Origin of the sequence: Salmonella sp. 741265116_PST (assembly GCF_046567715.1) — a bacterium.
GTDB classification, from domain to species: domain Bacteria; phylum Pseudomonadota; class Gammaproteobacteria; order Enterobacterales; family Enterobacteriaceae; genus Salmonella; species Salmonella enterica.
This window is the reverse complement of sequence record NZ_JBKFPH010000025.1, coordinates 23,252-39,563: the sequence shown is the minus strand read 5'-3', so window position 1 is coordinate 39,563 and position 16,312 is coordinate 23,252. Positions and strand designations below refer to the sequence as shown.

Here is a 16,312-nt window from a genome sequence, read left to right as displayed (position 1 = left end):
AGATCAACCATGACAACACGTATTACATTATGGCGGGAGCTTTTTAGCGAGCAGCCGCGTATCTTGCTGGAAAATGACGATTTTACGGTTACGGCGTTTCGTTACGCCAGCGGCGTGGAAGGATTGAAAATACAAAACAGCCGCGGTCATCTGGTGATTCTGCCCTGGATGGGGCAGATGATTTGGGACGCGCAGTTTGACGGTCATGACCTGACTATGCGCAACATGTTCCGCCAGCCGAAGCCGGCTGCGGAAGTGGTGGCAACGTATGGTTGCTTTGCTTTCCATTCCGGACTATTGGCGAATGGCTGCCCGTCGCCGGAAGATACACATCCGCTGCACGGCGAGATGCCCTGCGCTGCCATGGACGACGCCTGGCTGGAGTTAGAGGGTGACAGTCTGCGCGTGACCGGTCGCTACGAGTATGTGATGGGGTTCGGTCATCATTATCAGGCGCAACCTGCGGTGGTGATGCGTAAATCAAGCGCGCTGTTTGATATTCAGATGACCGTGACTAACCTGGCTTCAGTCGCCATGCCGCTACAGTACATGTGCCACATGAACTATGCCTATGTGCCGAACGCCACGTTCCGCCAGAATATCCCGGATACCGCGCTGAAGCTACGCGAGTCGGTGCCGGCGCATGTCAAACCCACGGCGCAGTGGCTGGCGTTTAATCAACGACTTTTGCAGGGTGAAGCCTCGCTGGCAACGCTCAACGAGCCTGGCTTTTACGACCCGGAAATCGTGTTCTTCGCCGATGAACTGGACAAGTACACGGATACCCCGGAATTCAGTATGATCGCCCCGGATGGCACCACGTTCGTGACACGTTTCGCCAGCGCGGAGCTGAATTACGTGACCCGCTGGATTCTTTATAACGGCGATCAGCAGGTTGCCGCCTTTGCCCTGCCCGCGACCTGTCGGCCTGAAGGTTTTCTCGCGGCGCAGCGAAATGGAACCTTGCTTCAACTGGAACCGCAGCAAACCCGGACGTTCACCGTCACGACAGGCATTGTCTGACCGCTCAAGGCTTGAACAGCCGCGCGCTTATCGTTAAGGTAAGCGCGTTTTTTTTATCCATCAGGACAGAACCCATGATCACCGTTGCCCTTATCGACGACCACCTTATCGTCCGCTCCGGCTTTGCACAGCTACTGGGGCTGGAACCTGATTTGCAGGTGGTCGCTGAGTTTGGTTCCGGGCGCGAAGCGTTGGCAGGCTTACCGGGGCGCGGCGTACAGGTGTGTATCTGCGATATCTCGATGCCGGATATTTCCGGACTGGAGCTGCTAAGCCAACTGCCAAAAGGGATGGCGACGATCATGCTCTCGGTTCACGATAGCCCGGCGCTGGTGGAACAGGCGTTGAACGCCGGCGCGCGCGGTTTTCTCTCTAAACGCTGTAGTCCGGATGAGCTGATCGCCGCGGTGCATACGGTGGCGACGGGCGGCTGCTATTTGACCCCCGATATTGCCGTGAAACTGGCGGCGGGTCGGCAAGATCCGCTGACCAAACGCGAGCGTCAGGTGGCGGAAAAACTCGCCCAGGGTATGGCGGTAAAAGAGATTGCCGCCGAGCTGGGGCTGTCGCCAAAAACGGTGCATGTCCATCGCGCGAATCTGCTGGAAAAATTAGGCGTCAGCAATGACGTTGAACTGGCGCATCGCATGTTTGACGGTTGGTAATGAACACCTTTTTTTCCCGTTTAATCACCGTTGCTGCCTGCTTTTTTATTTTCTCCGCCGCGTGGTTCTGCCTGTGGAGCATCAGCCTGCATCTGGTAGAGCGCCCGGAGCTGGCGGCGCTGCTCTTTCCCTTCGGCCTGCGCCTGGGACTTATGCTGCAATGCCCGCGTGGATACTGGCCAGTATTGCTGGGCGCGGAGTGGCTACTGGTGTACTGGTTAGCGCAGGAAGTTGCGCTGGCCCATCTGCCGCTTTTGATGATCGGTGGTGTGTTGACGCTACTGCCCGTGGCGCTGACTTCGCGTTACCGCCATCAGCGCGACTGGCGCACGTTATTGCTTCAGGGCGCGGCCCTCACCGCCGCGGCGCTACTGCAATCCCTGCCCTGGCTGGGGCAGGGGGAAGCGGCATGGAACGCGCTACTGCTGACCCTCACGGGGGGGCTGACGCTGGCCCCCATCTGCCTGGTTTTCTGGCACTATCTCACCAGCACTACCTGGCTGCCGCTGGGACCATCGCTGGTATCGCAGCCGGTAAACTGGCGCGGGCGGCATCTGATCTGGTATCTGCTGCTGTTTATCGTCAGTCTGTGGCTGCAACTGGGGTTACCTGCTGAACTTTCGCGCTTTACGCCGTTCTGCCTGGCGTTGCCGATTATCGCGCTCGCCTGGCATTATGGCTGGCAGGGCGCGCTCATTGCCACACTGATGAACGCTATCGCGCTGATCGCCAGCCAGACCTGGCACGATCATCCCGTCGATTTATTACTTTCGCTGTTGGCGCAAAGCCTGACCGGGCTACTGCTTGGCGCGGGCATTCAGCGTCTGCGCGAGCTGAACCAGTCGTTGCAAAAGGAGCTGGCGCGCAACCATCGGCTGGCGGAGCGTCTTCTGGAGACCGAAGAGAGCGTGCGGCGCGATGTTGCGCGTGAGCTGCACGATGACATCGGGCAGACCATCACCGCGATTCGAACCCAGGCGGGCATTGTGCAACGACTGGCGGCGGATAACGGCGGCGTGAAGCAGAGCGGGCAACTTATCGAGCAGCTTTCGCTGGGCGTGTATGACGCCGTGCGTCGCCTGCTGGGGCGCTTGCGCCCGCGCCAGCTAGACGACTTAACGCTGGCGCAGGCCATCCGTTCGCTGCTGCGCGAAATGGAGCTGGAAAGCCGCGGTATTGTCAGTCACCTCGACTGGCGAATTGACGAAACGGCGTTGAGTGAAAGTCAGCGCGTGACGCTGTTTCGCGTCTGTCAGGAAGGGCTGAATAACATCGTAAAACATGCCAATGCCAGCGCGGTGACGCTCCAGGGCTGGCAGCAGGATGAGCGGCTGATGTTGGTGATTGAGGATGACGGCAGCGGCCTGCCGCCGGGCTCTCAGCAGCAGGGCTTCGGCCTGACCGGAATGCGCGAACGCGTGTCGGCGCTCGGCGGGACGCTAACCATCTCTTGTACCCACGGTACGCGGGTGAGCGTCTCGTTGCCCCAGCGTTACGTTTAAGGAAGGATAATGCTTTCGTTTTTAAAAGCCCCGGCCAACGCGCCGCTCATCACCGATAAGCACGAGGTTGACGCCCGCTATCGCTACTGGCGGCGGCACATCCTGATCACCATTTGGTTGGGTTACGCGCTGTTCTATTTCACCCGTAAAAGCTTTAACGCCGCCGCGCCGGAAATCCTTGCCAGCGGCATTCTGAGTCGCAGCGATATCGGCCTGCTGGCGACGCTGTTTTACATCACCTACGGGGTGTCGAAATTTGTTTCCGGCATCGTTAGCGATCGCTCTAACGCTCGCTATTTTATGGGCATCGGGCTGATTGCGACCGGCGTAGTGAATATTCTGTTCGGCTTCTCGACCTCGCTGTGGGCCTTTGCTCTGCTATGGGCGTTGAATGCCTTTTTCCAGGGGTTTGGATCGCCGGTTTGCGCCCGTTTGCTGACCGCCTGGTACTCGCGTACCGAACGCGGCGGCTGGTGGGCGTTATGGAACACCGCGCACAATGTCGGCGGGGCGCTGATCCCTCTCGTTATGGCCGCTGTCGCCCTGCATTATGGCTGGCGTGTCGGGATGATGGTGGCCGGATTGCTTGCCATCGGGGTGGGCATGGTCCTCTGCTGGCGGCTGCGCGACCGTCCGCAGGCGATTGGTTTACCGCCGGTAGGCGACTGGCGGCACGATGCGCTGGAGGTCGCCCAACAGCAAGAGGGCGCGGGGCTAAGCCGCAAAGAAATCCTCGCTAAATATGTGCTGTTGAATCCCTATATCTGGCTGCTTTCGCTGTGTTACGTCTTAGTGTACGTGGTGCGCGCGGCGATCAATGACTGGGGCAACCTGTATATGTCCGAGACGCTGGGCGTGGATTTGGTCACGGCCAACACGGCAGTATCGATGTTTGAGCTGGGGGGATTTATCGGCGCGCTGGTGGCGGGCTGGGGCTCGGACAAACTCTTCAACGGCAACCGCGGACCGATGAATTTAATCTTCGCCGCCGGGATTCTGCTCTCTGTGGGTTCGCTGTGGCTGATGCCGTTCGCCAGTTACGTGATGCAGGCGGCCTGTTTCTTCACCACCGGTTTCTTTGTTTTCGGCCCGCAGATGCTCATTGGCATGGCGGCGGCGGAGTGCTCGCATAAAGAGGCGGCGGGCGCGGCCACCGGCTTTGTTGGCCTGTTCGCCTATCTCGGCGCGTCGCTTTCCGGCTGGCCGTTAGCGAAAGTGCTGGAGATCTGGCACTGGACCGGTTTTTTTGCGGTCATCGCCATCGCGGCGGGGATCTCCGCGCTATTGCTGCTGCCATTTCTGAACGCCCAGGCCCCGCGCGAGACCAGCGAAGCGTGATGCACCTCACCTTTTTGCGCTGAATGGGGCAAAACTAAGAAATTTTCCCGGTTTTGCCTGGACGCTGTCGCAGGCCCCTTTTCCTGTGGATTTTTACAATGCCTGCCATTCGCAGGTATAAAAATTAGCTCAGGAGTAATCCATGCTGGCCTTCTTAAACCAGGTGCGCAAGCCGACCCTGGATCTGCCGCTCGATGTGCGGCGTAAAATGTGGTTCAAGCCGTTCATGCAGTCCTATCTGGTGGTTTTTATCGGCTACCTGACCATGTACCTGATCCGCAAAAACTTTAACATCGCGCAGAACGACATGATCTCTACCTACGGGTTGAGCATGACCGAGCTGGGGATGATTGGCCTGGGCTTCTCGATCACCTACGGCGTGGGGAAAACGCTGGTTTCCTACTACGCTGACGGTAAAAATACCAAGCAGTTTCTACCGTTTATGTTGATCCTCTCCGCTATCTGTATGCTCGGCTTCAGCGCCAGCATGGGCGCGGGGTCAACCAGTCTGTTTCTGATGATCGCTTTCTATGCCCTGAGCGGTTTCTTCCAGAGTACCGGCGGATCGTGCAGCTACTCGACCATCACCAAATGGACTCCGCGTCGTAAACGCGGCACCTTTCTCGGCTTCTGGAATATCTCCCACAACCTCGGCGGCGCGGGCGCGGCAGGCGTGGCGCTGTTCGGCGCCAACTACCTGTTCGACGGTCACGTCATCGGCATGTTTATCTTCCCGTCGATTATCGCGCTGATTGTTGGCTTTATCGGTCTGCGTTTTGGCAGCGACTCCCCGGAGTCTTACGGTCTGGGTAAAGCTGAAGAACTGTTCGGCGAAGAGATCAGCGAAGAGGATAAAGAGACTGAAGAAAACGAAATGACCAAGTGGCAGATCTTTGTTGAATATGTATTGAAAAACAAAGTGATCTGGCTGCTGTGTTTCTCCAATATCTTCCTGTATGTGGTACGTATTGGTATCGACCAGTGGTCAACCGTCTACGCCTTCCAGGAACTGAAACTTTCTAAAGAGGTGGCGATTCAGGGCTTTACCTTGTTTGAAGTGGGCGCGCTGGTCGGCACGTTGCTGTGGGGCTGGCTCTCTGACCTGGCGAACGGTCGTCGTGCGCTGGTAGCCTGTGTGGCGCTGGCGTTAATCATCGCCACCCTCGGCGTCTACCAGCACGCCAGCAACCAGTATGTCTATCTGGCCTCGCTGTTCGCGCTCGGTTTCCTGGTGTTTGGGCCGCAGCTGTTAATTGGCGTGGCGGCAGTCGGTTTCGTACCGAAAAAAGCCATCGGCGCTGCGGACGGTATCAAGGGAACCTTTGCTTATCTTATCGGCGATAGCTTTGCCAAGCTGGGTCTGGGCATGATTGCCGACGGCACCCCCGTTTTTGGGCTGACCGGCTGGGCGGGCACCTTCGCCGCGCTGGACGCCGCCGCGATCGGCTGTATCTGCCTGATGGCGATGGTCGCCGTGATGGAAGAGCGCAAAATCCGCCGTGAGAAAAAAATTCAGCAAGTCAATATCGCTTAAATGTGTGCATTTGGTAACGCTTTGCCCGGCTTAACGCCGGGCTTTTTTATGCCTTGCGTTCGTCAGACAGGATATCCGGCGTCTGGCGTAAATGAAGACAGGCGTTAATAAATCACATCCTGACAGGCCAGAACGTCGACAGTTATAAATTTACCGTTATGATGGGCATCCTGTTTGGTGACGGATGTGCGCATGATTTGGTTGATTCTGGCCACGTTTGTGGTGGTGTTTATTGTGGGTTTTCGGGTGCTGACATCGGATACCCGCCGGGCGATTCGCCGCCTGAGCGAACGGCTGAATATTGATGTAGTGCCGATAGAATCGATGATTGATCAGATGGGTAAAACGGCGGGCGGTGAGTTTTTACAGTATCTGCATCGCCCTGATGAGTCGCATTTGCAAAATGCCGCTCAGGTGTTACTTATCTGGCAAATGGTGATTGTCGATGGCGGCGATCAGAATTTGCAGCGGTGGCATCGGTTGCTGCAAAAAGCGCGTTTAGCTGCGCCGATCACCGATACGCAGGTACGGCTGGCGCTGGGCTTTTTGCGCGAAATGGAACCCGATATGCAGGAGATCAACGCGTTTCAACTGCGCTATAACGCCTTTTTTCAGCCGGAAGAGGGTGTCCACTGGCTGCATTGATACTCTTCACTATCTCGTTAACAAAAGACGAGATGAATGAGGCTGGCAAGGGCGGCGAGCCACGATTAACGGCCGGATGGCGCGATTCATCGTTAGCCAAATAAAGCGTAGCCGCCATCGTATTTGCTAAGGGTGAACCACAGAAGTAACGCACCGAATAACCGCTAACGACGCCAAAACATCAGAGACTTATAGCTCATCATTTCCGTGACATATATCACGGAAATGTGATCTTGTTTTGAACACTAAAACTGTGACTCCTTGCCATACCTCCTGTCTCAAAATTTCTTATCATAAACTCGAAGTTGTACATGATTGTCTATAGACAACTCTAAATGTTTAGGCGCGCACCATGAAAACATTGAGTAAAAGTTCACACATCCCACTGTATCAACAGGTTGTGGAGTGGATAAGGGAAAGTATTTATAGCGGAGAATTAGTTGAGGATGACCGGATACCTTCAGAGTTTCAAATCATGGATATGCTGGAGGTGAGTCGTGGTACCGTTAAAAAAGCGGTTGACCAACTTGTCCGGGAAGGTGTTCTTGTGCAAGTGCAGGGTAAAGGAACTTTCGTAAAGAAGGAAAATGTTGCTTACCCACTGGGTGAAGGTTTGCTCTCCTTTGCTGAAGCCTTAGCCAGCCAGAAGATAAACTTCACAACCAGTGTTATAACCTCCCGACTGGAGCCCGCTAACCGCTTTGTAGCAGAGAAACTGAGTATCAAACCGGGACAAGATGTTTTATTTCTTAAACGCCTTCGTTGTATTGGCGATGAAAAAGTCATGTTGATTGAAAATCGTATCAACATTGATCTCTGCCCCGGTATTATTGATGTAGATTTTACCAGGGAGAATTTATTTTCAGCAATAGAAAGATTATCTGATAAGAAAATAAGTTTTTCTGAAAGCCGTTACGCAGCCAAATTAATTGGTAATGAGCGAGGCCATTATCTTGATATTGGTGAAGACGCACCTGTTTTGCATTTGGAACAGTTGGTATTTTTCTCTAGTGGATTGGCCATTGATTTTGGTAACGTCTGGTTAAAAGGTAATAAATATTATCTTGGCACTATTTTACAGCGCCTGGATGCCTAACTAGCAAAGAGGAATCTATGCAGGATATTCATTTTCGCCGTCATTATGTTCGCCACCTCCCTAAAGAGGTGAGTCAGAATGACATAATCAAGGCTCTTGCCAGTCCGTTAATTAACGATGGTATGGTTGTATCTGATTTTGCCGATCACGTCATTACGCGAGAACAGAATTTTCCAACGGGTCTACCGGTTGAGCCTGTAGGTGTCGCTATTCCACATACTGATCACAGGTATGTTCGCCAAAACGCCATTAGCGTTGGAATACTGGCAGAACCCGTCAATTTCGAAGATATGGGCGGGGAACCAGATCCCGTACCTGTCAGGGTGGTGTTTATGCTTGCTTTAGGTGAAAGCAATAAGCAGCTCAACGTACTGGGTTGGATTATGGATGTGATCCAGGATGAGGATTTTATGCAGCAGTTACTGGTCATGAATGATGATGAAATTTATCAGTCAATTTACACACGCATATCTGAAAGAGGTGAAGTATGAGTAAAATGATACTATTTGTTTGCGCAACGGGTGTTGCTACTTCCACGGCTGTGGCAGAAAAAGTAATGGAATATTGTAAAGACAATGGGCTTGATGTTAATTATTCACAAACTAATGTAGCCTCATTGCCAAACAATACCGATGGTGCAGCTTTGGTTGTATCAACAACGAAAGTTCCTTATGAACTGGATATTCCGGTTGTTAGTGGCCTGCCAATCATTACCGGAGTAGGTGAAGATAAAGTTCTTGAAAAAATAGTTTCAATCCTTAAAGGCCAAGCCTGATTTCATAAATAAAAAACAGATAAATTACCCAGGCGCTAACGCGAGGTCTGGTCACATCTGAATAAGAGGTCGGATATGAATGATATAGCACATACTCTCTATACCGTTGTGCAATATGTCCTGGGGTTTGGCCCAACGGTTTTATTGCCGCTGGTCCTTTTTTTCCTGGCATTGTTCTTCAAAGTAAAACCCGCTAAAGCACTTCGCTCATCGTTAATTGTCGGAATAGGGTTTGTCGGAATTTATGCCATCTTTGACATACTTACCAGCAACGTAGGCCCGGCTGCACAGGCAATGGTTGAGCGAACTGGTATTAGCCTTCCTGTTGTCGATTTAGGCTGGCCACCATTGGCCGCAATTACCTGGGGCTCACCAATCGCACCCTTTGTCATTCCACTGACGATGCTGATTAATGTCGCCATGCTGGCCCTGAATAAGACACGTACTGTTGATGTCGACATGTGGAACTACTGGCACTTTGCCTTGGCTGGAACGCTGGTTTACTACAGCACAGGGAGTTTTGTTTTGGGTCTGTCCGCAGCCGCTATTGCCGCGATCGTGGTTCTCAAACTGGCGGACTGGTCAGCGCCATTAGTGGCAAAGTACTTCGGTCTGGAAGGTATTTCACTTCCGACCCTGTCATCTGTCGTCTTCTTTCCAATTGGATTGCTGTTCGACAAAATTATCGACAAGATCCCTGGTGTTAACCGTATTCATATTGATCCGGAAAACGTTCAGAAAAAAATGGGAATCTTCGGCGAGCCTATGATGGTGGGTACTATTCTGGGGGTCTTGTTGGGCATCATTGCCGGGTATGACTTTAAACATATCCTGTTGCTGGGGATCAGCATTGGCGGTGTCATGTTCATTCTTCCGCGTATGGTACGAATTTTGATGGAAGGTTTATTACCTCTGTCTGAAGCCATTAAGAAATATTTGAATGCCAAATATCCTGGCCGTGATGATCTCTTTATCGGACTGGATATCGCGGTAGCAGTAGGTAACCCAGCCATTATATCTACAGCACTGATTCTGACACCCATCTCTGTCTTTATTGCATTCCTTCTTCCTGGCAATAAAGTCCTGCCACTCGGAGACCTTGCGAACCTGGCAGTCATGGCTTCCATGATTGTACTGGCATGTCGTGGCAATATTTTCCGGGCTGTGATAACCGCAATTCCTGTTATTGTCGCCGACTTGTGGATTGCGACCAAAATTGCGCCATTTATTACCGGTATGGCTAAAGATGTCAATTTCAAAATGGCTGAGGGGTCAAGTGGTCAGGTATCAAGCTTCCTTGATGGCGGTAACCCCTTCCGTTTCTGGCTGCTTGAAATTTTCAACGGAAATATTATTGCTATCGGGCTGATTCCTGTGCTTGCGCTGGTTATTTATGGTGTTTTTCGCCTGACAAAAGGAACGGTCTATGCCTGATTACCACGCAGCGCTTGTCATTGACATTGGTACAACTAACTGCAAAGTCAGCTGCTATTCCTGTCATGACGCGTCAGTTCTGGAAGTCCGCAAGTTTCCGACGCCAACAATATCGTCGGACAAAGGCGAGGTAGATTTCGATATCGAAGCGCTGTGGCAGGCACTGCGACTGGTAATGGCTGAACTGGTGGCTTCAGTACCGTTTCCGGTAAAAAATATCAGTATTGCGAGTTTCGGTGAGTCTGGCGTCTTTGTGGATAAGGAGGGCGTCATTCTTACCCCGATGCTGGCCTGGTATGATCGACGTGGTGAATCTTATCTCTCGTCATTAAGCAAGGCAGAGGCTGAAGAACTGTATTCTATAACGGGATTGCCACCTCACAGTAATTACTCAGCATTTAAAATGAGATGGTTGCTTGATAATTACTCCTTGCATGAAAGAAAAGATATCTGCTGGTTACATGCACCAGAAGTGTTGTTGTGGCGAATGACAGGTGCGAAAAAGACGGAAATATCCCTGGCCAGTAGAACGTTGTGTCTGGACATTGCTCGCCGTACCTGGTCTCGTAATGCTGCCGGGATTCTCGGCATACCGTTCGGTGTACTGGCTCCGTTGATAAAGCCAGGTGAAGTGGCCGGATGGGTGACGGCAACGCTTAGAGAGGAATTGGGCTTCTCTCATGAGGTAAAAGTTACCCTGGCCGGGCACGATCATATGGTCGGTGCCCGCGCATTACAGATGCAACCGGGCGATGTGCTGAATTCTACCGGCACGACAGAGGGTATTTTACTGCTGAATACACAGCCAACGCTTGGTGTGCAGGCTCGCAGGGATAAGCTGGCAAATGGTTGTTACTCCGATGGTGAATTTTTCACGCTTTTCGCTTCTCTGCCTGTCGGCGGTTATGCGCTTGAATGGGTGAAAAAAACCTTTCGTTTAACTGATAAGGAAATAAGCGCAGGCCTGGAAAAAGCCATGGAGCAATACCTCAAACCTTCCTGGTCTGTCGAGCATGTGCCGGTATTTATTCCTCATTTGCGGGGCTCGGGTTCGCCAAATAAAAATCGGCACACCCGTGGCCTGCTTTTTGGTCTGACGGATTCACTTCCTCCGGAGTCTCTGCTTGAGAGTGTCTTTATTGGCCTGGCGATGGAGTTTGCACACTGTCACGGGTGCTTTAATATCCCGGCGGGCAGGACAGTAAAAGTCATTGGCCCTGCGGTGAAAAACCCATACTGGCTCCAGTTGAAGGCTGACATCCTCCAGTGTCCAATTGAGGCCATTGCTTTTGATGAAACCGTCTCCCTTGGAGCATTGTTGATAGCCTGTCCGAATGTTGTCCCCCCGACTGTTCCTGTGGCTGAGCGATATTTTCCTGACGCGGTTCGTTCTGCAAAGTTGAAAATATATCAGCAGCAATGGCTGTCATTTTACCAATTTAAACTGCGGCAAGAAGGGGCGCTTATTGGTGAATGATTGTGATAACTCAATAGTTCGATAATTTACTTACACTGCTCACATAAATATCTGGAGTTAATATGCCTTTAGTCAATGGTAGGATCCTGCTCAATTGTATTCAGGAAAAACATGTCCTTGCGGGTGCATTTAATACAACGAACCTGGAGACAACAATTTCCATTCTTAATGCAATAGAACGTTCCGGATTGCCCAATTTTATTCAAATTGCTCCTACTAATGCACAGCTTTCAGGTTACGATTACATTTATGAAATAGTTAAGCGACATGCCGACAAAATGGATATTCCTGTCAGCCTGCATCTGGATCATGGGAAAACTCTGGAAGATGTTAAGCAGGCTGTCCGGGCCGGATTTACCTCAGTAATGATTGATGGCGCGGCGCTACCGTTCGAAGAAAATATTGCATTTACCCGAGAAGCTGTCGATTTCTGTAAATCATTTGGTGTTCCCGTCGAAGCGGAATTAGGCGCTATTCTGGGTAAGGAAGATGATCATGTCAGCGAGGCTGACTGCAAAACTGAACCTGAGAAGGTTCAGCGCTTTGTTGAGGAGACAGGGTGCGACATGCTGGCAGTGTCAATTGGTAATGTACATGGTCTTGAAGATATCCCACGCATTGATATCCCGCTATTACAACGCATCGCGTCTGTCAGTCCGGTCCCTTTGGTTATTCATGGAGGTTCTGGTATTGACGCGGATATTCTTCGCAGCTTTGTTAATTACAAAGTAGCCAAAGTGAATATTGCGAGTGATTTGCGCAAAGCCTTTATTACTACTGTTGGTAAGGCTTGGGTAAATAATAACAACGAGGCTAATCTGGCGCGTGTCATGGCGAACGCAAAACAGGCAGTTGAGGATGATGTTTATTCTAAAATTAAGATGATGAATAAAAATCACTCAGCATTCCGCAAAGTCTCTTAAGGAAAATATATGATTAGACAAAAAGTACGCGTTATGAACAGTACGGGGCTTCATGCGCGGCCAGCCGCTACGCTTGCGAAAATTGTCAAAAAATACCAGTCTTCATTAACGCTAGTTAATAATGACAAAGAAATTCCCATTAAAGGAATGATGAGTATTTTGGGGGCTGGCGTAAAGGGAAACACAATGATTGATTTAATTTGTGATGGACAGGATGAACTGGCTTTTATGGATGAATTAAAATCTGCATTTGCTGATGGCTTTGGTGAGTCAGTATAGTGCAATTCCCGTCAAACGGCGCAGGAAGTTGTAGAGGCTTCCTGCACTCATTATCGTATGAATAGCCTTAACAGACCATCGGTAAAACCCTCATACCAGCACCTTTAGCCCGTGTTTTTGGACAACATTAAGTAGTTTCAGTGACATCCCGCTGGGACGCTTGGCGCCGCTTTCCCACTTTTGAACCGTTGATACGCTGGTATTCAGGTACCGAGCGAAAACCGGCTGGCTAACGTTGAGTTCTTCTCGTAACGCTTTTATTTCAAGTGGCTGCAGGTCTTTGATGCTGCTTAAGCAGGCCGTGTCAAAACTGCGCATTGTCTCCTGGGGAATGGCATCCACGCTAAATAATCCAGATGCCGCGCTATGAATCGCTTCAAAGGCAGGGCTTTTGAATTTAGTTTTTGCTGACATGGCGCACCTCTACCAGTTCTTTGTTATTAATGAGTGCCGTTATCTGATCTTCGGTCAGGCAAGCATAGTGTTTTGCTAACTCACGGAAACCCGCGAGTTCGCGATAGCTAATGTTGGCCATATCCTGTTTGGCATACAGGAAGGTGTAAAACCAATGTTCGCCTCCCTTTGCCAACACGATTGCGCGATCGCGGTTTTGATTGAGACGTTTTTTATAAACTCCGCCGCCAAGATTATCTGCTTTTCCTTGCAGTACGGCGTTGATGGCCTCGCTTAACTCGTCGTCTTTTATCGTGTGGGACTTCGCTTCTCTGTTAAACCACCTGGTTTTGAAGATTCGCATCAGGTTGACATCCTGTAATCTAAAGTATAGCACCAGGTGATACACTATGTCTTACCTTTTGGTTTTGCACGCAGCGAGAGAAGATAATTCTCAACGCTCGACCAGCCTCGCAAAATGCAGCGCAACAATGTCAGTTGCTAAAACGTTAATCAGATCACATTTTGTAATGTTACACTGCATGAATTTTCCGCACTAAAACGACGCAGGTAACCACAATGAATGAAAATATCGCAGAAAAATTCCGCGCTGATGGGGTTGCCAGGCCTAACTGGTCAGCCGTTTTTGCCGTGGCGTTTTGTGTCGCCTGCCTGATTACCGTTGAGTTTTTGCCCGTTAGTCTGTTGACGCCGATGGCGCAGGATCTGGGGATCTCCGAGGGCGTCGCCGGTCAGTCGGTCACCGTTACGGCGTTTGTCGCGATGTTTTCCAGCCTGTTCATTACCCAGATTATTCAGGCGACCGACAGGCGTTATATCGTTATTCTGTTCGCCGTTTTGCTGACGGCTTCTTGTCTGATGGTCTCCTTTGCCAACAGCTTTACGCTGCTATTGCTGGGCCGCGCCTGTCTTGGGTTGGCGCTGGGCGGATTCTGGGCGATGTCGGCGTCGCTGACCATGCGACTGGTTCCCGCGCGTACCGTGCCGAAAGCGCTGTCGGTGATTTTTGGCGCGGTTTCCATCGCGTTAGTGATCGCCGCGCCGCTGGGCAGTTTCTTGGGCGGTATTATTGGCTGGCGTAATGTCTTTAACGCCGCTGCGGTGATGGGCGTACTGTGCGTCATCTGGGTGGTGAAATCACTGCCGTCGCTGCCGGGCGAACCTTCTCACCAGAAACAGAATATGTTTAGCCTGTTGCAACGCCCTGGCGTGATGGCCGGGATGATCGCCATCTTTATGTCTTTTGCCGGGCAGTTCGCTTTCTTTACCTATATTCGCCCGGTCTATATGAATCTGGCGGGCTTTGACGTTGATGGTCTGACGCTGGTGTTGCTAAGTTTTGGTATTGCCAGCTTCGTTGGCACTTCTTTCTCATCTTATGTCCTGAAACGTTCGGTAAAACTGGCGCTGGCCGGTGCGCCGCTGCTACTGGCGCTGAGCGCGCTGACGCTCATTGTGTGGGGAAGCGACAAAACCGTGGCGGCGGCAATAGCGATTATCTGGGGACTGGCGTTTGCGCTGGTGCCGGTGGGATGGTCAACGTGGATCACTCGTTCCCTTGCCGATCAGGCGGAAAAAGCCGGTTCCATCCAGGTCGCGGTGATTCAACTGGCAAATACCTGTGGCGCGGCGGTGGGCGGTTATGCGCTCGACAATTTCGGGCTGCTTTCACCGCTGGCGCTTTCCGGCGGTCTGATGCTGTTGACAGCGTTAGTCGTGGCGGCGAAAGTCCGTATTACGCCAATGAGTTGATATTGCTGCCATTTGTAGGCCGGATACGACGTTAGTCGTTATCCGGCAATAATAAACGCTTAATCAAAACCGTTATGCTCTGCGGTGGCGGCAAACCATTCTCCGCTTTTTTTCACCGTGCGCGTTTGGGTGGCTAAATCCAGTTGTACAAAACCATAGCGATTTTTATAGCCGTTCAGCCATGACCAGTTATCGATAAAGGTCCACATGTGGTAGCCAAGACAGTGACAGCCCTCGCTAATGCCTTTATGCAGCCATTTAAGATGCTCAGAGATAAAGTCAATTCGGTAATCATCGTGAATTTGTCCCGCTTGCACAAAACGTTGCTCGTTCTCAACGCCCATCCCGTTTTCGGAGATAAAACAGCGCGGATTGCCGTAATTATCCCGCAGGTTGGTGATGATGTCGTAAATTCCTGGCGCGTAAATTTCCCAGCCGCGGTAAGGGTTCATCTTGCGCCCCGGCATGTCGTAATAGTCAAATAACCATTCCGGTATAAACGGCGCTTGCGGATTCACAGCCGTATCACGGCATTTCACGCGGCGCGGCTGATAATAGTTAATCCCCAGTAAATCGATTTTGCCGTCGGCAATAAGCTGACGGTCGCCTGGCTGACAGGCAGGCAACTGGTCATAGGTTTTCAGCAGCGCCACCAAGTCCGCCGGGTATTCTCCCTTTAATACCGGGTCAAGAAAACTGCGGTTGAATAACAGATCCGCATGATGCGCGGCTTGCACATCGGCGGGATGCTGCGAGCGTGGGTAGGACGGCGTCAGATTCAGCACTACGCCGATTTCACCGTCGTAGCGCCCGGCGCGCCAGGCGCGCACGGCGGTCGAGTGCGCCAGCACGGTATGGTACGCCACGGTGGCCGCACGTTTAAAATCCACCACATTGGGATAGTGGAAGTCGTACAAATAGCCGCCTTCCACCGGCACAATCGGCTCGTTAAAGGTAAACCAGTGCTTCACGCGGTCGCCAAACAAGGTAAAACACGTTTGCGCGTACCGACCAAACGCCTCTACGACGTCGCGATTTTCCCAGCCGCCTTTCTCCTGCATGACCATCGGCATATCAAAATGGAACAGCGTAATAAACGGCGTGATGCCCTGCGCCAGTAGCTCGTCGATGACGTGATTGTAGAAGCTCACCGCTTGTGGATTCACCTCGCCTACGCCGTCTGGAATGAGCCGCGCCCAGCTTAGCGAGGTGCGAAAACTGTTATGTTTTAACTGTTTCAGTAGCGCGATGTCTTGCTTCCAGTGGCGATAGAACGTTGAGGTTTCCGCTGGACCGATGCCCTGATGAAAACGACCCGGCTGGCGCTCGAACCACACATCCCACGTGGTCTGGCTTTTACCGCCATTCAGACTATCCCCTTCGGTTTGCAACGCTGAGCAGGCGCTGCCCCACCAGAAGTTATCGGGAAAACGGTATCGCATTGTCGTACTCCTT

The 16,312-nt window shown here is 51.8% G+C and carries 17 protein-coding genes; 14 read left to right on the top strand and 3 right to left on the bottom strand.

The annotated features are described in order from the left end of the window. The first annotated feature begins 9 nt into the window (after positions 1 to 9). The 13 genes from ACLD11_RS16640 to ACLD11_RS16580 all read left to right on the top strand — a co-directional run bounded on the left by ACLD11_RS16640 (position 10) and on the right by ACLD11_RS16580 (position 12,691). A complete protein-coding gene (locus ACLD11_RS16640) occupies positions 10 to 1,023 on the top strand; it encodes an aldose 1-epimerase family protein (protein ID WP_082331252.1) in 1,014 nt (337 codons plus the stop codon). A gap of 74 nt (positions 1,024 to 1,097) precedes the next feature. After that, a complete protein-coding gene (uhpA, locus tag ACLD11_RS16635) occupies positions 1,098 to 1,688 on the top strand; it encodes a transcriptional regulator UhpA (protein WP_000633672.1) in 591 nt (196 codons plus the stop codon). After that, entirely contained in the window at positions 1,688 to 3,190 is a 1,503-nt protein-coding gene (gene uhpB, locus ACLD11_RS16630) for a signal transduction histidine-protein kinase/phosphatase UhpB (RefSeq protein ID WP_001091247.1), read from the top strand. Before uhpA ends, uhpB begins: the two co-directional genes overlap by 1 nt. Positions 3,191 to 3,199: 9 nt before the next feature. Next, positions 3,200 to 4,528 carry an MFS transporter gene (locus ACLD11_RS16625; RefSeq protein ID WP_000948164.1) on the top strand — a complete coding sequence of 443 codons (1,329 nt, stop codon included), beginning with the start codon at positions 3,200 to 3,202 and terminating at the stop codon, positions 4,526 to 4,528. Between the two features lie 142 nt (positions 4,529 to 4,670). Further along, positions 4,671 to 6,062, top strand: coding sequence for a hexose-6-phosphate:phosphate antiporter (gene uhpT / locus ACLD11_RS16620; RefSeq protein WP_000879181.1), 1,392 nt, complete (start codon positions 4,671 to 4,673; stop codon positions 6,060 to 6,062). Positions 6,063 to 6,254: 192 nt separating this feature from the next. After that, positions 6,255 to 6,707, top strand: coding sequence for a DUF1198 domain-containing protein (locus ACLD11_RS16615; protein ID WP_001519640.1), 453 nt, complete (start codon positions 6,255 to 6,257; stop codon positions 6,705 to 6,707). Between the two features lie 352 nt (positions 6,708 to 7,059). Next, positions 7,060 to 7,803, top strand: a complete 744-nt coding sequence (locus ACLD11_RS16610; protein WP_000854957.1) for a GntR family transcriptional regulator — start codon at positions 7,060 to 7,062, stop codon at positions 7,801 to 7,803. A gap of 17 nt (positions 7,804 to 7,820) precedes the next feature. Then, positions 7,821 to 8,294 (top strand): PTS sugar transporter subunit IIA, encoded by a 474-nt coding sequence (locus tag ACLD11_RS16605; RefSeq protein ID WP_001152237.1) that lies wholly within the window; start codon positions 7,821 to 7,823, stop codon positions 8,292 to 8,294. Continuing rightward, the gene (locus tag ACLD11_RS16600) at positions 8,291 to 8,578 is read left to right on the top strand and encodes a PTS sugar transporter subunit IIB (RefSeq protein WP_000041396.1); all 288 of its coding nucleotides are present in this window, start codon (positions 8,291 to 8,293) and stop codon (positions 8,576 to 8,578) included. The genes ACLD11_RS16605 and ACLD11_RS16600 overlap by 4 nt, the downstream gene beginning before the upstream one ends. Before the next feature lie 75 nt (positions 8,579 to 8,653). Beyond that, complete coding sequence (locus tag ACLD11_RS16595; RefSeq protein ID WP_000997825.1) at positions 8,654 to 10,012, top strand: PTS galactitol transporter subunit IIC; 1,359 nt, start codon at positions 8,654 to 8,656, stop codon at positions 10,010 to 10,012. Continuing rightward, a complete protein-coding gene (locus tag ACLD11_RS16590; protein WP_411015129.1) occupies positions 10,005 to 11,489 on the top strand; it encodes an FGGY-family carbohydrate kinase in 1,485 nt (494 codons plus the stop codon). The genes ACLD11_RS16595 and ACLD11_RS16590 overlap by 8 nt, the downstream gene beginning before the upstream one ends. A 62-nt stretch (positions 11,490 to 11,551) precedes the next feature. Next, positions 11,552 to 12,412 (top strand): class II aldolase, encoded by an 861-nt coding sequence (locus ACLD11_RS16585; protein ID WP_001131798.1) that lies wholly within the window; start codon positions 11,552 to 11,554, stop codon positions 12,410 to 12,412. A 9-nt stretch (positions 12,413 to 12,421) separates the two neighbouring features. Further along, a complete protein-coding gene (locus ACLD11_RS16580; RefSeq protein ID WP_000621026.1) occupies positions 12,422 to 12,691 on the top strand; it encodes an HPr family phosphocarrier protein in 270 nt (89 codons plus the stop codon). A 90-nt stretch (positions 12,692 to 12,781) separates the two neighbouring features. On the opposite strand, the gene ACLD11_RS16575 is transcribed toward ACLD11_RS16580, so the two are convergent. Together ACLD11_RS16575 and ACLD11_RS16570 are read right to left on the bottom strand one after the other, a co-directional pair. Continuing rightward, positions 12,782 to 13,105 (bottom strand): helix-turn-helix domain-containing protein, encoded by a 324-nt coding sequence (locus ACLD11_RS16575; protein ID WP_001274841.1) that lies wholly within the window; start codon positions 13,103 to 13,105, stop codon positions 12,782 to 12,784. Further along, positions 13,089 to 13,448, bottom strand: a complete 360-nt coding sequence (locus ACLD11_RS16570; protein WP_001217953.1) for a type II toxin-antitoxin system RelE/ParE family toxin — start codon at positions 13,446 to 13,448, stop codon at positions 13,089 to 13,091. The genes ACLD11_RS16575 and ACLD11_RS16570 overlap by 17 nt, the downstream gene beginning before the upstream one ends. A 215-nt stretch (positions 13,449 to 13,663) precedes the next feature. Here ACLD11_RS16570 and nepI point away from each other — a divergent pair, with 215 nt between their 5' ends. Beyond that, positions 13,664 to 14,857, top strand: a complete 1,194-nt coding sequence (gene nepI / locus ACLD11_RS16565) for a purine ribonucleoside efflux pump NepI (RefSeq protein ID WP_001004798.1) — start codon at positions 13,664 to 13,666, stop codon at positions 14,855 to 14,857. A 59-nt stretch (positions 14,858 to 14,916) separates the two neighbouring features. On the opposite strand, the gene ACLD11_RS16560 is transcribed toward nepI, so the two are convergent. Beyond that, positions 14,917 to 16,299, bottom strand: a complete 1,383-nt coding sequence (locus tag ACLD11_RS16560; protein WP_079944085.1) for a glycoside hydrolase family 1 protein — start codon at positions 16,297 to 16,299, stop codon at positions 14,917 to 14,919. Between the last annotated feature and the right edge of the window lie 13 nt (positions 16,300 to 16,312).

Excerpts from the sequence above, each read along its gene's own strand:
- ACLD11_RS16640 (WP_082331252.1), top strand. The coding sequence starts at position 10 with ATGACAACACGTATTACATTATGGCGGGAGCTTTTTAGCGAGCAGCCG.
- uhpA (WP_000633672.1), top strand. The coding sequence starts at position 1,098 with ATGATCACCGTTGCCCTTATCGACGACCACCTTATCGTCCGCTCCGGC.
- uhpB (WP_001091247.1), top strand. The coding sequence starts at position 1,688 with ATGAACACCTTTTTTTCCCGTTTAATCACCGTTGCTGCCTGCTTTTTT.
- ACLD11_RS16625 (WP_000948164.1), top strand. The coding sequence starts at position 3,200 with ATGCTTTCGTTTTTAAAAGCCCCGGCCAACGCGCCGCTCATCACCGAT.
- uhpT (WP_000879181.1), top strand. The coding sequence starts at position 4,671 with ATGCTGGCCTTCTTAAACCAGGTGCGCAAGCCGACCCTGGATCTGCCG.
- ACLD11_RS16615 (WP_001519640.1), top strand. The coding sequence starts at position 6,255 with ATGATTTGGTTGATTCTGGCCACGTTTGTGGTGGTGTTTATTGTGGGT.
- ACLD11_RS16610 (WP_000854957.1), top strand. The coding sequence starts at position 7,060 with ATGAAAACATTGAGTAAAAGTTCACACATCCCACTGTATCAACAGGTT.
- ACLD11_RS16605 (WP_001152237.1), top strand. The coding sequence starts at position 7,821 with ATGCAGGATATTCATTTTCGCCGTCATTATGTTCGCCACCTCCCTAAA.
- ACLD11_RS16600 (WP_000041396.1), top strand. The coding sequence starts at position 8,291 with ATGAGTAAAATGATACTATTTGTTTGCGCAACGGGTGTTGCTACTTCC.
- ACLD11_RS16595 (WP_000997825.1), top strand. The coding sequence starts at position 8,654 with ATGAATGATATAGCACATACTCTCTATACCGTTGTGCAATATGTCCTG.
- ACLD11_RS16590 (WP_411015129.1), top strand. The coding sequence starts at position 10,005 with ATGCCTGATTACCACGCAGCGCTTGTCATTGACATTGGTACAACTAAC.
- ACLD11_RS16585 (WP_001131798.1), top strand. The coding sequence starts at position 11,552 with ATGCCTTTAGTCAATGGTAGGATCCTGCTCAATTGTATTCAGGAAAAA.
- ACLD11_RS16580 (WP_000621026.1), top strand. The coding sequence starts at position 12,422 with ATGATTAGACAAAAAGTACGCGTTATGAACAGTACGGGGCTTCATGCG.
- ACLD11_RS16575 (WP_001274841.1), bottom strand. The coding sequence starts at position 13,105 with ATGTCAGCAAAAACTAAATTCAAAAGCCCTGCCTTTGAAGCGATTCAT.
- ACLD11_RS16570 (WP_001217953.1), bottom strand. The coding sequence starts at position 13,448 with ATGCGAATCTTCAAAACCAGGTGGTTTAACAGAGAAGCGAAGTCCCAC.
- nepI (WP_001004798.1), top strand. The coding sequence starts at position 13,664 with ATGAATGAAAATATCGCAGAAAAATTCCGCGCTGATGGGGTTGCCAGG.
- ACLD11_RS16560 (WP_079944085.1), bottom strand. The coding sequence starts at position 16,299 with ATGCGATACCGTTTTCCCGATAACTTCTGGTGGGGCAGCGCCTGCTCA.